Here is a 13,258-nt window from a genome sequence, read left to right as displayed (position 1 = left end):
CGGGGTGGGGGCCGGACGCGCTCGTCCTCGAACGCCGGACGGGCTAAGCCCGCCTCCCGTACCCCCGTACCGCCTCCCCGAACGCCCTGCGCAGTGCATCCCCACTGCCGCACCAGTCCCTCATCGCCCGCAACGTCTCCCGGTCCCGCCGCCTGCCCAGAACCGCCACCGCCTCCTTCCAGTCGTCCTGGTCGGGGTCCGCGCAGCGCAGGGCCCGGGCGGCCAGTTCCTCGGGCGGGGTGGTGATGCCCAGGGAGGTTTCGAGGAGGGTGGCTATGGCCGCGTGGCCGGTCTGCTGGTCGGCGGCGGCGAACGCCTCGGCCCCGACGCGGAGTTCGACCTCGATGGTCACGCCGCCGTCCTCCGCGAAGCGACGGGTCACCGTCTCGTGGCCGGATCCGTGCGCCCGCTCCAGGCCGGCGCGCAGCTCGGCCTCGACATCGAGGGTCAGCCGGCGCTGTGCCTCGGCCAGGGCCTCCGGCCGGCCCTGCGCCCCGTGCTCCAGGAGGGCACGCACACAGCCGGGGGAACCGCGGCGGGCGGCGGCGACCAGCGGAGGTTCGCCCGTCGGACCGGGAAGGTCGGGGTCCGCGCCGGCCGCGAGGAGCTGCGCCACGATCGCGGCCTTGCCCCGCTGGACCGCCCACGTCAGCGCCCGGAACCCGAACGCCTCCTCCCGGTCGGGCCCCGCCCCGGCCGCGAGCAGGGCGCGTACGACGTCGGCGTGACCGCCGCAGGCCGCACCGCACAGGGGCGAGTCGGAGCCCGCGCTGAGCCGGTCGGGATCGGCGCCGGTCGCCAACAGAAGCCGTACGACACCCGGTCGGTCACTCACGGCCGCCAGATACAGGGCGCTCTGGCCGTCCTCGTCGAGCGATTCGGGGCTCGTGCCGGACCGCAGCAGCCGTACGACCGCGTCCTCGTCGCCCTCGTACACGGCGGTGAAGAGGCGGGCCGTGGGCTGTTGCGTGCTCATCCTTCGACCCTCGCTCGCCCGGGCCGCGCGAAGCAAAGTCATTTGGGGTGTTCTGTCTCACTCGTGTGGTGTGACGTCCCACCGGCCGCTCGCCGCTCACCACCGTCCACGCGCCGCCCGCCCACCGCGGTCTACGTGTCGCACTCCAGCACCGTCCGGCACAGCGCGCAGCGCGCCCGGACACGTCCCCGGACCGGCACCCTGATCCGCTGGTGGCAGGTCGGGCAGGGGAAGGAGACGCGCAGCGGGTCGCGGCCGCCCGCGGTGAACGTGTACGGCACCCCGGGCGGCGGGCCCGGCGCGTGATGGTGGTCCTGGGCGTAACGGCGGTCCTTCGCGTAGCGGCGGCGGCCCGCCCAGCCGGCGGCGGTCAGCGGGGGCTGCTGCTCGTCGCGGCGGGCCTGGGCCATCCCTTTCGTGTACGCGGTGTACGCCTGCGGGCTGGTGAACCACACGGAGGGGTCCTCGCCGAAGACCAGCGCGCGCTTGGCGAGGACGTAGCCGAACTCCTCCGGGGTCAGGTAGCCGAGCTTCTGCGAGGACGTCGCGTCCTCGCGGTAGGCGTCCAGGAGCAGCCAGCCCGCACCCAGATACGTCGCCGCGGTGTCCGTGAGGATCTCGTTGTCGCGCGTGCCGGGGAAGGAGAGGTCGAGGCGGTGCAGATAGACGTGCATCACCTCGTGGGCCAGGGCCGCGCCGATGTCCCGGCGGTGGGTGCGGAAACGGTCGTTGAGTTCCACGAAGTACTCGGGGCCCGCGGCGAGTTCGACGTTCGCCGCGTGCTCCATCTCGCGGAAGCCGACGATCAGCCGGGCGTCGGGCAGGTGGTAGTGCCGCACCATCTCGCGGGCCACCCGCTGCGCGCCCAGATGCAGGTCGTCCATGTCGCTGAAGGCCACGTCGGCGGGGACCACGCTGGTGGCGAACGTGTGGACGGTGTCGTACGAGAGCCGTTTGTAGAGCGCGGTGATCGCCGCCCGCACCGTGTCCAGATGCGGGTAGCCGTGCTCGACGGGTCCGCCGTTCGCCACGTCCGCACCCCCTGAAGACGCCAGCCCTGACCTCTGGCCTCCACTGTAGGCGGGGCTCGGCCCGGCGGCGGGGCAGGTGCGGGCGCATGGCGGGGGCGACTGGCCGGAATGCGGTTCTTGCCGGGCCTCCCCGTGCTCCCAATAATGCGCACATGCTTGGCAGGAGCATGCCAGTCACGCTTCCGCCTTGCGTTCAACCCCCCACGGAAGGAAGCACGTTGACACTCTCCAGGAAGTTCAGCGGCGTCAAGAGAGCCCTGGCCGTCGGCGCCGTCACGCTCGCCGCACTCTCGCTCCAGCCCCTCTCCGCGCACGCGGCGCCACAGCCCGTCGTCGGCGGGACCCGGGCCGCACAGGGCGAGTTCCCGTTCATGGTCCGGCTCTCCATGGGCTGCGGCGGCGCCCTCTACACCAAGAGCATCGTCCTGACCGCCGCGCACTGCGTCGACGGCTCCGGGAACAACACCTCCATCACCGCAACCGCCGGCGTCGTCGACCTGCAGAGCAGCAGCGCGATCAAGGTCAAGTCGACGAAGGTGCTCCAGGCGCCCGGCTACAACGGCAAGGGCAAGGACTGGGCGCTGATCAAACTCGCCAGGCCCATCGAGCTGCCCACCCTGAAGATCGCCACGACGACCGCGTACAACAACGGGAACTTCACCGTCGCCGGCTGGGGCGCCACCCGGGAGAACGGCGGCCAGCAGCGCTACCTGCGCAAGGCCACCGTCCCCTTCGTCGACGACGCCACCTGCGGACAGGCGTACGGCAGCGACCTCGTGCCCGGCGACGAGATCTGCGCCGGGTTCGTCGCGCAGGGCGGCGTCGACACCTGTCAGGGCGACTCCGGCGGCCCCATGTTCCGCAAGGACGACACGGGCGCGTACCTCCAGGTCGGAATCGTCAGCTGGGGCCAGGGCTGCGCGGAGCCCGGCTACCCCGGCGTCTACAGCGAGGTGTCCACGTTCGCGACGGACATAGCCCGGGCGGCCTCCGGACTGTAGAGGGCGCGCTACGAGTACGGTGCGGGGCCCCTGCTGCGGGGCCCGCACACTGAGATACTCCGGACCATGACCAAAGATCAACAGCCCGCGATCAAGGCGTCGTTGCGGACAGGCGACAAGGACGAGGCGCTGGAGCAGCGCCTCGACGACGAGCTCACCGCCTTCAACGCCCGGGCGACCGGCGCCGGCACACCCACCCCGCTCTCGGTGCGCGTCACCGACGACGCGGGCGAACTCGTCGGTGGGCTCACCGCCTGGATCTGGGGCAGCTGCTGTGCCGTCGACATGCTGTGGGTGCGGGAGGACCAGCGGCACGCGGGCTGGGGGAGCAGGCTCCTCGTCGCGGCCGAGGAGGAGGCCGCGCGGCGCGGCTGCACCGAAGCGATCGTCTCGTCCTTCACCTTCCAGGCCCCGGACTTCTACCGCGGCCACGGCTACCGCGAGACGGGCCGCACCGAGGGCATCCCGGGCGGCCACCAGGACGTGCACCTCCACAAACTGCTCGCGCCCGCGACCGACTGACCCCGAACTCCCCCAGCAGGCCTACGAGTTCACCGAGGGGATTTCGAGGCGCGGCCCAGCCGTGGAGGCCTCCTGAAGCTCCAGCAGCCACACCTCGTTGGCGCCCTCCCGCAGCACGGGCCCGGGAACGTACAGGCTCGTCTGCGGGCCCGCCGACCAGTAGCGGCCCAGGTTGAAACCGTTGACCCACACGAACCCCCGCGTCCAGCCAGGCAGTTCGAGCAGGGCGTCCCCGGCGCCGCGCACCGTGACGGTGCCGCGGTACAGGCCGCGGGCGCCGTCCCCGGGCAGTGCGCCGAACGGCACCGCCTCGACACCGGAGTCGAACGCGTCCAGGCGAAGCCCCCGCGCACGCACCCCGTGCAGATACTGCCGCTCGTGCAGCACACCCCCCGCGATGCCCTTCGACTCACCGGAACGCGGACCGTAGTTGACCCTCCCCAGCGACTCCACCCACAACTCCACCCGCGCGGGCCCCACGACGGGCTCCTTCAGCTCGGCCGCGTCCTCGCTCAGCACCCCGGCCGCGACCCCGTCGACGTACACCACCGCGAGATCCCGCAGCCCGCGCACCGTCAGCGGATACGGCTGGCGCGGACCGGGAATGTCCACCGTGTAGCGGACCAGGCCCCGGTCCACGTCCAGTTCCTCGAAGGTCGGCGGCACGGGGTGCACGGCGTCAGGCCCGCCGAGCGTGTCCAGTACGGCGTCCAGGGGCGCCCACGCGGTGAGTTCGACCTCGGCGGACGCCTCCAGCGCGGCCGGGGCGGGCGGCACCTCGGGCAGCGGGCCGTCGGCGCACGCGGCGAGGACCTCGCGAAAAAGCCAGAACTTCTCGGTGGGACGCCCGAGTTCGTCGATCGGCGCGTCGTAGTCGTAGGAGGTGACATCCGGCTCCAGCGGACCGTCGTGCAGCGCACCGCCGCCCCGGTTGGCGCCCGCCCAGCCCGCGAAGTTCGTGCCCCCGTGCGCCATGTACAGGTTGACGGACGCCCCGCACTCCAGGATCTCCCGCAGCGCGTCCGCCGCGTCCCGCGCATCCCGTACGACATGACCGCCGCCCCAGTGGTCGAACCAGCCGCACCAGAACTCCATGCACATCAGCGGACCCTCCGGCCGGTGCCGGCGCAGCGTCTCGAAGCCCGCGCGCGCATCGGAGCCGAAGTTCGCGGTCGCGAGCACGTCGGGGATCGAACCGCCGGTGAGCATGTGGTCCTCGGGCCCGTCCGACGTGAACAGCGGCACGCTCACACCTTCGCCGCGCAACAGGTCCGCCAGCCACCCCAGGTACACCTGGTCCGAGCCGTAACTGCCGTACTCGTTCTCGACCTGCACCATGATCACCGGGCCGCCGCGGTCCAGCTGCCGCGGCACGATCTCCTTCAGCAGCCGCCCGAACCAGCGCTCCACATGCGCGAGGTACCGCTCCTCCCGCGTCCGCACCCGGGCACCCGGCTCACCGGTCAGCCAGTGCGGCAGTCCGCCGTTCTCCCACTCGGCGCAGATGTACGGTCCAGGGCGCACGATCGCCCACAACCCCGCCTCCCGTGCCGCGTCCAGGAAGCGGCCCAACTGCTCCACATCCCGGAAGTCGCCCGGACGCGGCTCGTGGAGGTTCCACGGAACGTATGTCTCCACACAGGTGAGACCCATCGCCCGCAGCATCCCGAGCCGGTGCCCCCACTGCTCCTCGTGCACCCGGAAGTAGTGCAGCGCGCCGGACAGCAGCCGCACCGGCCGCCCGTCCAGCAGAAAATCCTTGTCCCCCACAGTGAACTCGCTCATCCATCCAGCCTCATGCCTGGCGGCGACCGCGTCCATGGACAAAGATCATGGCTGCTTGGACGCAGCGAGGACGAAAGAAGGCGGGAGGAAAGCGGATGTACCACACCTGGATGCGCTATTTCACGCCCGCCCCCGTCCACCACCGGCTCGGCCTCGTCTGCCTCGGCGTCGGCCTGCAGTACGGCGAACTCCCCGTCGTCGGACCACGCACCCTCGACCACCACGTCGCCGTCGTCATCAGCGCCGGCAGCGGCTGGTACGAGAAAGCGGACGGCCACCGCCTCACCGTCACCGCACCGGCCCTGATCTGGCTCGTCCCGGGCATCCCGCACCACTACGGCCCCGACTCCGGCTGGGACGAGTGCTTCGTCGCCTTCACCGGGGCAGCCGCAGCGACGTACACCGAACTCGGCTGCATCGAACCCGACCGCCCCGTCGTCCCCCTCGCCGACGCCGAGGGAGCCCGCGCCACCGTCGCCCGCATCGCCCGCGCCGCCCGCCGCGGCAACCCCCTGCTCGAAGTGGAAACCGCGGCCGCCGTCCACGAACTGCTCGTCGTGCTGCGCCGCGCCCGCGCCGACACGACCCCCGACGGTCACCAAGTACTCCAGGCTCTCGCCCGCGACGCCTTCAAACCGCTGTCCGTCGCCGAACACGCGGCCCGGCACGGCATGACCCCCGCCGAACTGCGCACCGCCGTCCGCCGCGGCGCCGGATGCAGCCCCAAGGACTACCTCCTCGGCATCCGCCTCGGCCGCGCCAAGGAACTCCTCGCCGCCACCGAACTCCCCGTCGCCGCGGTGGCCCGCCGCGTCGGCTACGACGATCCCGCCTACTTCTCCCGCCTGTTCACCCGCCGCGTCGGCATGGCACCGGTCCGCTTCCGCGCCCAGCAGGCCCGCACGGTCCCCGGCGGCCGCAGCGACCGCATCCCCGATCCGGACGATCCTCCGATGATCGAACGGCCACCCGCCCCCGGCCGTCCTGCGGTCTAGGGGGTGCCCTGCCGCCACATTCCCGTCTGCCCCGCGACGCCATGCATGCACCTGACGCCGCAGGGCCCGCCCGCCCTCCGGGCGGACGACGGGCATATGACGGCAGGGCCTAGGGTTGACGCCCATGACCACCAGCAACAACCACGCCGTCGACCCCGCCGTCCGCGCCGAACTCGCCCGGCTGCGCGACAGCATCGACAACATCGACGCCGCCGTCGTCCACATGCTCGCCGAACGCTTCAAGTGCACCCAGCAGGTCGGCCACCTCAAGGCCAACCACGCACTGCCGCCCGCCGACCCGGACCGCGAGGCCCAGCAGATCACCCGGCTGCGCCACCTCGCCGAGAACGCCAAACTCGACCCGGCCTTCGCGGAGAAACTCCTCAACTTCATCATCGCCGAGGTCATCCGCCACCACGAACGCATCGCCGACGACACGGGCAACGGCAGCACGCACCCCGGTGAGTGACAACGTCGGTACGGGGGAGTGACAGGGGGCCCGACGGAGTGCATCCTTCGCTGAGCACTCCTGCACTCCTTGTCAGGCCGTGAGCACACGCCGTGAGGCCGCCCGGGCCTAAGCTGGTTTGTCCAAGTGAGGGGACGTCGGGCAATGCCGTCGGATGCCAAGATCCTCATCGTCGACGACCATGAGGACACGCTGTACGCGCTGGAGAGCGCCCTGACCCCGCTCGGCTACCTCGTGGCCCGGGCGACCAACGGCGACGACGCGCTCAAGGAAGTCCTGCGCGGCCACGTGGGGCTGCTCCTGCTCGACGTGCGCATGCCCGGCGTCAGCGGCCTGGAGGTCGTCCGCTACATGCGGCGCCTGGAGCAGACCCAGCACATACCCGTCCTCCTCCTCACCGGCTTCGGCCCCGACGCCGAACTCACCGCCACCGCCTTCCACCTCGGCGTCGCCGACCTGATCATGAAACCCATCGACCCATGGGCCCTGCGCACCAAGGTCCGCTACCTCTACGACGCCCATCAGCGCCACCAGGCCCTGGAACGCGAACTGCGCGAACTGCGCACCCTGATCAGGGACCACCTCCCGCACCCCGTCCTGGACCACCCCGACGCCCGCGTCCCCCTCCAGCGCGAACCCCGCAACGGAACACTGGAGCAGGACCGGACCTGAACAGGACGTAGCCCAGCGGCAGAGCCGGAGCTGACATAACGGGGCATACGGGTCGACCGCTGTGTCCCGCCGAAGCCATCGGGCAGCATGTCCCCATGTCCGTACTGACGCGCGACGAAGCGCAGACCCGTGCCAAGCTCCTCGATGTCCACCACTACGACATCGAACTCGACCTCACCGTCGGGGACGACACCTTCGACTCGCGCACCGTCATCCGGTTCACCGCCGGAGCCGACGCGGACACCTTCGTCGAGCTGAAGCCCGCCGAACTGCGCTCCGTCACCCTCGACGGAAACCCCCTCGACCCCGAGACCCTCGCCGAGAACCGGCTGCCGCTCACCCACCTCACCGCAGGCGAGCACGAACTGCGCATCGACGCCGCCATGCGCTACTCGCGCACCGGCGAGGGCATGCACCGCTTCACCGACCCCACCGACCAGGAGACCTACCTCTACACCCAGCTGTTCATGGAAGACGTCCAGCGCGTCTTCGCCGCCTTCGACCAGCCCGACCTCAAGGCCGTCTTCGAACTCACCGTCAAGGCCCCCGAAGGCTGGACCGTCCTCGCCAACAGCCTCACCGAACATCTCGGCGACGGCCGTTGGAAAGCCGCCCCCACCCCCCTCATCTCCACCTACCTGGTGTGCGTCGCCGCCGGCCCCTGGCACTCCGTACGCACCGAACACCGCGGCCTGCCCTTCGGCATCCACTGCCGCCGCTCACTCGCGCCCTACCTCGACGCCGACGCCGACGAGATCCTCGACATCACCAAGCAGTGCTACGACCGCTACCACGAGAAGTTCGAGGAGCCCTACCCCTTCGACTCCTACGACCAGGCGTTCGTCCCCGAGTTCAACGCCGGCGCCATGGAGAACCCCGGCCTCGTCACCTTCCGCGACGAGTTCGTCTACCGCTCCGCCGTCACCGACACCGAACGCCAGACCCGCGCCATGGTCATCGCCCACGAAATGGCCCACATGTGGTTCGGCGACCTCGTCACCCTGCGCTGGTGGGACGACATCTGGCTCAACGAGTCCTTCGCCGAGTACATGGGCTACCAGACCCTCGTCGAAGCCACCCGCTTCACCGACACCTGGGTCGACTTCGGCGTCGCCCGCAAGTCCTGGGGCTACGACGCCGACCAGCGCCCCTCCACCCACCCCGTCGCCCCCGACCCCGACGCCGTCCCCGACACCGCCTCCGCGATGCTCAACTTCGACGGCATCTCCTACGCCAAGGGCGCCTCCGCACTGCGCCAACTCGTCACCTGGCTCGGCGAAAAGGACTTCCTCGCCGGTATCAACACCCACTTCGCCCGCCACAAGTTCGCCAACGCCACCCTCGCCGACTTCATCGACTCCCTCGCCTCGGGAACCGAACGCGACGTCCACGCCTGGGCCGACGCCTGGCTGCGCACCACCGGAGTCGACACCCTCACCCCGCGCCTCGACCGCGCCGACGACGGCACCCGCACCCTCACCGTCGACCACCAGGGCAGCCGCCCCCACCGCATCTCCGTCGGCCTCTACGACCAGGACCTCACCGACGAAGGCCGCCTCACCCTGCGCACCCGCCTCGAACTCGACGTCCCCCAGACCGAATCCTCCCTGCCCATCGGCAAACGCCCCGCCCTGCTCCTCCTCAACGACCAGGACCTCACCTACGCGAAGGTCCGCTTCGACCCCGACTCCTTCGAAACCCTCACCACCACCCTCTCCGGCCTGCCCGAACCACTGACCCGCGCCGTCGTCTGGAACGCCCTGCGCGACGCCGTACGCGACGGCGAACTCCCCGCCCTCGCCTACGTGGAGGCCGCCCGCACCCACCTCCCGCGCGAGACCGACCTCGCCCTCGTCCAGGGCATCCTGTCCTTCGCCACCGCCCAGGTCGCCGACCGCTACCTCCCGGCCGTGGACCGCCCCACCGCCCTCGCCACCCTCACCGACCTGTGCCGCGACCTCATCCGCCGCACCGAGGACGGCACTCACCCCGGCCTGCGCCTCACCGCCGTACGCCACTTCATCGACGTCGCGAGCCAGCCCGACACCATCAGCGCCTGGTTCTCCGAAGGCACCGTGCCCGGCGGCCCCGAACTCGACCCCGAACTGCGCTGGCGCATCCTCGGCCGACTCGCCGTTCTCGGCGCCATCGACGACGCCGTCATCGACGCCGAACTCGTCCAGGACCCCAGCGCCAGCGGCCAGGAAGGCGCCGCCCGCTGCCGAGCCGCCCTGCCCGACCCGCAGACCAAGCGGAAGGCATGGGAGGAGATGTTCACCACCGACGACCTCTCCAACTACCTGTTCACCGCCACCGCCCAGGGCTTCTGGCAACCCGAACAGGCCGACCTCCTCAAGGAGTACGTCGAGCGGTACTGGACCGACGCCGTCGCCGTCGCCGCCCGCCGAGGCCCCGCCATCGCCGAAGCCGCCGGCCGCTGGGCCTTCCCCGTCCACGCCGTCTCCCCCGAAACCCTCCGCCAGGGCAAGACCTGCCTGACCGACGCCGACCCCATCCCGGCCCTACGCCGCAAACTCGCCGACCAACTCGACGACCTCGCAAGGGCGTTGAAGGTCCGAGACTCCCACTGACAGCAACACGAAGACACGGGGGCTGATCCACCAAAAGCGATCAGCCCCCACGCACCTGCAGTCGCGTACGCACGGAAGGGTCCGTGCCGGTACGTCTCTGCCCGTCGCGTAGCAGGCTCCCAGCCGAGTTTCGCCGTTCTCGGGTGCCGGGCAGTACGCCCACGCGGCGACGGGCAAGACGTACCGGCACGGACCCGACCCACAACGGACCCCCCTGCGAACGGCGCCCACGCCAGCAGACGGCACGGACCCGACCCACAACACACCGCACCCCCTGCGACAGGCGCCCCCGCCAGCACTAGCACGTCCGTCCCCACCCCACATTTCCTCCGCACGGCAGTACCCCCTTTCGGGTCGGATCGTTGTCCCGACCGGGCGCGCCGAACCGAAACGTGTACAGGCTTGGATTCCCCCTGCCGCGCGCCCCGGAGGACCCCCATGAGCACGCAGCCGCACCTCGCCTCAGGACCCGAAGGCCCCGACGCACTGCGGCCGTTGCTCGCCACCGTCCTCAACGCCCTCGAAGAAGGCCGAGAGGCCCGCGGCGGCCCCCTGCCCGCCGGAGGCCCCGAAGCCGTCACCCGCGCCGTACGCGAAGCAGCCGGCGACGTCCTGCCCGAGCACGGCAGCGACAACGCCCTGCACACCCTCGTACGGGCCCTCGCCGCCGGAGCCGCCGACCCCGCCCACCCCCTGTGCGCCGCCCACCTGCACTGCCCGCCCCTCGCCGTCGCCACCGCCGCCGACCTCGCCGCGAGCGCCCTCAACCCCTCCCTGGACTCCTGGGACCAGGCCCCCGCCGCCTCCGCACTCGAAGCCCTCGTCACCCGCGCACTCGCCCAGGAGACCGGCGCCACCGACGCCCTCGTCACCACCGGCGGCACCGAATCCAACCAACTCGCCCTGCTCCTCGCCCGCGAGAAACATGGCAGCGTCCAACTCCTGTGCGCAGCAGGCGCCCACCACTCACTGCACCGCGCCGCCTGGCTCCTCGGCCTGCCCGACCCCGTCGTCGTGCCCGCCCCCGCAGGAACGATGGACCCCGCCGCCCTCGACGAAGCCCTCACCGAACTCCACGGCCCCAAAGGCTCCCTCCTCGTCGCCGCCACCGCCGGAACCACCGACGCCGGACTCATCGACCCCCTGCCCGACATCGCCGACCTGTGCGAAACCCACGGCGCCCGCCTCCACATCGACGCCGCCTACGGCGGAGGCCTCCTCTTCAGCAACCGCCACCGCACCAAACTCGACGGCCTCGAACGCGCCCACACCGTCACCCTCGACCTGCACAAACTCGGCTGGCAACCCGTCGCCGCAGGCCTCCTCACCGTCCGCGACCCCGGCGACCTGCACCCCCTCACCCACCACGCCGACTACCTCAACGCCGACGACGACACCGAAGCCGGCCTGCCCGACCTCCTCGGGCGCTCCCTGCGCACCACCAGGCGCCCCGACATCCTCAAAATCGCCGTCACCCTCAAAACCCTCGGCCGCACCGGCATCGGCGCCCTCGTCGACCAGGTCTGCGACCACGCCCACGAGTTCGCCGACCTCATCGAGGCACACCCCCACTTCGAGCTCTACGACCGCCCCACCATCAGCACCGTCCTCTTCCGCCCCGCCCATGCCTCCGACGACGCCCTCGCCGCCGCCCGCCGCACCCTCCTCCACGAAGGCCGCGCAGTCCTCGGCCGCGCCCGACTCGACGGCCGCCTCTGGCTCAAAGCCACCCTCCTCAACCCCCACACCCGGCCCGGCGACCTGGCCGGACTCCTGAAACTGGTGGAAGGACACACCCCCCGATGAACCCCACGCCCACCCCTCCACGCCACGAACCCGAAGCACCCCGCGACCTGGTGGGCATCGGCATCGGCCCCTTCAACCTCTCCCTCGCCGCCCTCGCCCACCCCCTCACCCAACTCGACACCGTCTTCTACGAACAACGCCCCGCCTTCGACTGGCACCCCGGCCTCATGATCGACGGCGCCACCCTCCAAGTCCCCTTCCTCGCCGACCTGGTGACCCTCGCCGACCCCGCCAGCCACTGGACCTTCCTCAACTACCTCAAAACCCTCGGCCGCCTCTTCCCCTTCTACTTCGCCGAGCGCTTCCACATCCAACGCGCCGAATACGACGCCTACTGCCGCTGGGTCGCAGACAGCCTCCCCGGACTCCACTTCGCCCACCAGGTCGACGCCGTCCGCTGGAACCCCGAACGAGACGTCTTCGAAGTCGACTTCACCCAACTCGACAGCGACGGCGAAGCCGAGGCACTCGGCCGCGCCCACACCCGCAACATCGTCCTCGGCATCGGCACCGCCCCCCACATCCCCGAACCCCTCAAACCCCTCGTCGAAGCCCCCGGCGTGCCCGTCATCCACGCCGCGGACTACCTCGCCTTCCGCGACAAGTTCCTCACCGCCGAGCACATCACCGTCATCGGCGCCGGACAGTCAGGCGCCGAAGTCTTCCTCGACCTCCTGAGAAACCGCCCCGCCGGACGCGAAAGACTCCACTGGCTGGCCCGCACCGAAGCCTTCGCCCCCATGGAGTACTCCAAGCTCGGCCTCGAACACTTCACCCCCGACTACACCCGCTACTTCCACGCCCTCAACGAACCCGTCCGCGACCGCCTCCTCGCCACCCAGTGGCAACTCCACAAGGGCATCGACGCCGCAACCCTCGCCGCCATCCACGACGAGCTCTACCGCCGCACCCTGCACGGCGGCTGGCCCGACGCCGTCCTCACCCCCGGAGTCAACGTCCGCACCGCAGGCCGCGTCGCCACCACCAAAGTCGAACTCCACCTCGAACACATCCAGCAGGGCGCCCGCTCCCGGCTCACCACCGACGCCGTCATCCTCGCCACCGGCTACCGCGAACGACCCCTCGACCGCATCCTCGCCGGCCTCGACCCCTACCTCCGCCGCGACAGCAGCGCCCGCCCCCGCATCGACGACCAGTTCCGCCTCGTCCTCGACCCCTCCGTCACCGGCCACGCCTACGTCCAGAACGCCGAACTCCACAGCCACGGCGTAGGCACCCCCGACCTCGGCCTCGCCGCCTGGCGCAGCGCCACCATCCTCAACTCCGTCACCGGCAAGGACCCCTACCCCCTCCCCGGCCGCACGGCTTTCACCACCTTCGGCCTGGAACCCGCCCAGGCCCCGTCGTTGCCGCACCCCAGGGCGAACACCGTGCAGCTCAGAGGATGAA

Annotated in this window: 11 protein-coding genes; 8 read left to right on the top strand and 3 right to left on the bottom strand. The window is 71.2% G+C overall.

Annotation, left to right across the window (positions count from 1 at the left end):
- Positions 1-43 precede the first annotated feature (43 nt).
- Both ACN6LB_RS28505 and ACN6LB_RS28500 read right to left on the bottom strand, forming a co-directional pair.
- On the bottom strand, positions 44-976 hold the full coding sequence (locus ACN6LB_RS28505) for an ankyrin repeat domain-containing protein (RefSeq protein WP_445028381.1): 933 nt from the start codon (positions 974-976) through the stop codon (positions 44-46).
- A 131-nt stretch (positions 977-1,107) separates the two neighbouring features.
- On the bottom strand, positions 1,108-2,007 hold the full coding sequence (locus ACN6LB_RS28500) for a hypothetical protein (protein WP_356146808.1): 900 nt from the start codon (positions 2,005-2,007) through the stop codon (positions 1,108-1,110).
- A 218-nt stretch (positions 2,008-2,225) separates the two neighbouring features.
- On the opposite strand from ACN6LB_RS28500, the gene ACN6LB_RS28495 reads away from it, so the two are divergent.
- Complete coding sequence (locus tag ACN6LB_RS28495; protein ID WP_445028380.1) at positions 2,226-3,008, top strand: S1 family peptidase; 783 nt, start codon at positions 2,226-2,228, stop codon at positions 3,006-3,008.
- A 66-nt stretch (positions 3,009-3,074) separates the two neighbouring features.
- Entirely contained in the window at positions 3,075-3,530 is a 456-nt protein-coding gene (locus tag ACN6LB_RS28490; RefSeq protein ID WP_356146802.1) for a GNAT family N-acetyltransferase, read from the top strand.
- A 21-nt stretch (positions 3,531-3,551) separates the two neighbouring features.
- Here ACN6LB_RS28490 and ACN6LB_RS28485 read toward each other — a convergent pair whose 3' ends face one another.
- A complete protein-coding gene (locus ACN6LB_RS28485) occupies positions 3,552-5,315 on the bottom strand; it encodes a glycoside hydrolase family 35 protein (RefSeq protein WP_445028379.1) in 1,764 nt (587 codons plus the stop codon).
- 95 nt (positions 5,316-5,410) lie between these two features.
- Between ACN6LB_RS28485 and ACN6LB_RS28480 the strand changes: the two genes are divergently transcribed.
- The 6 genes from ACN6LB_RS28480 to ACN6LB_RS28455 all read left to right on the top strand — a co-directional run bounded on the left by ACN6LB_RS28480 (position 5,411) and on the right by ACN6LB_RS28455 (position 13,257).
- Positions 5,411-6,310, top strand: a complete 900-nt coding sequence (locus ACN6LB_RS28480) for a helix-turn-helix domain-containing protein (RefSeq protein ID WP_445028378.1) — start codon at positions 5,411-5,413, stop codon at positions 6,308-6,310.
- A gap of 124 nt (positions 6,311-6,434) precedes the next feature.
- Positions 6,435-6,779 (top strand): chorismate mutase, encoded by a 345-nt coding sequence (locus tag ACN6LB_RS28475; protein ID WP_356146793.1) that lies wholly within the window; start codon positions 6,435-6,437, stop codon positions 6,777-6,779.
- Between the two features lie 144 nt (positions 6,780-6,923).
- The gene (locus tag ACN6LB_RS28470; protein WP_356146790.1) at positions 6,924-7,451 is read left to right on the top strand and encodes a response regulator; all 528 of its coding nucleotides are present in this window, start codon (positions 6,924-6,926) and stop codon (positions 7,449-7,451) included.
- A gap of 95 nt (positions 7,452-7,546) precedes the next feature.
- Complete coding sequence (gene pepN / locus ACN6LB_RS28465; protein WP_445028377.1) at positions 7,547-10,042, top strand: aminopeptidase N; 2,496 nt, start codon at positions 7,547-7,549, stop codon at positions 10,040-10,042.
- Between the two features lie 438 nt (positions 10,043-10,480).
- The gene (locus tag ACN6LB_RS28460) at positions 10,481-11,848 is read left to right on the top strand and encodes a pyridoxal phosphate-dependent decarboxylase family protein (protein WP_445028376.1); all 1,368 of its coding nucleotides are present in this window, start codon (positions 10,481-10,483) and stop codon (positions 11,846-11,848) included.
- Entirely contained in the window at positions 11,845-13,257 is a 1,413-nt protein-coding gene (locus tag ACN6LB_RS28455) for a lysine N(6)-hydroxylase/L-ornithine N(5)-oxygenase family protein (RefSeq protein WP_445028375.1), read from the top strand. The genes ACN6LB_RS28460 and ACN6LB_RS28455 overlap by 4 nt, the downstream gene beginning before the upstream one ends.
- Position 13,258: the final 1 nt, after the last annotated feature.

The sequence above is a fragment of the Streptomyces sp. SAS_270 genome, assembly GCF_052543295.1.
This window is presented reverse-complemented; position numbering and strand designations above follow the sequence as displayed.

What these genes read in the sequence shown, in the direction of transcription:
- ACN6LB_RS28505 (WP_445028381.1), bottom strand. Translation starts at nt 976, where the DNA reads ATGAGCACGCAACAGCCCACGGCCCGCCTCTTCACCGCCGTGTACGAG.
- ACN6LB_RS28490 (WP_356146802.1), top strand. Translation starts at nt 3,075, where the DNA reads ATGACCAAAGATCAACAGCCCGCGATCAAGGCGTCGTTGCGGACAGGC.
- ACN6LB_RS28485 (WP_445028379.1), bottom strand. Translation starts at nt 5,315, where the DNA reads ATGAGCGAGTTCACTGTGGGGGACAAGGATTTTCTGCTGGACGGGCGG.
- ACN6LB_RS28480 (WP_445028378.1), top strand. Translation starts at nt 5,411, where the DNA reads ATGTACCACACCTGGATGCGCTATTTCACGCCCGCCCCCGTCCACCAC.
- ACN6LB_RS28475 (WP_356146793.1), top strand. Translation starts at nt 6,435, where the DNA reads ATGACCACCAGCAACAACCACGCCGTCGACCCCGCCGTCCGCGCCGAA.
- ACN6LB_RS28470 (WP_356146790.1), top strand. Translation starts at nt 6,924, where the DNA reads ATGCCGTCGGATGCCAAGATCCTCATCGTCGACGACCATGAGGACACG.
- pepN (WP_445028377.1), top strand. Translation starts at nt 7,547, where the DNA reads ATGTCCGTACTGACGCGCGACGAAGCGCAGACCCGTGCCAAGCTCCTC.
- ACN6LB_RS28460 (WP_445028376.1), top strand. Translation starts at nt 10,481, where the DNA reads ATGAGCACGCAGCCGCACCTCGCCTCAGGACCCGAAGGCCCCGACGCA.
- ACN6LB_RS28455 (WP_445028375.1), top strand. Translation starts at nt 11,845, where the DNA reads ATGAACCCCACGCCCACCCCTCCACGCCACGAACCCGAAGCACCCCGC.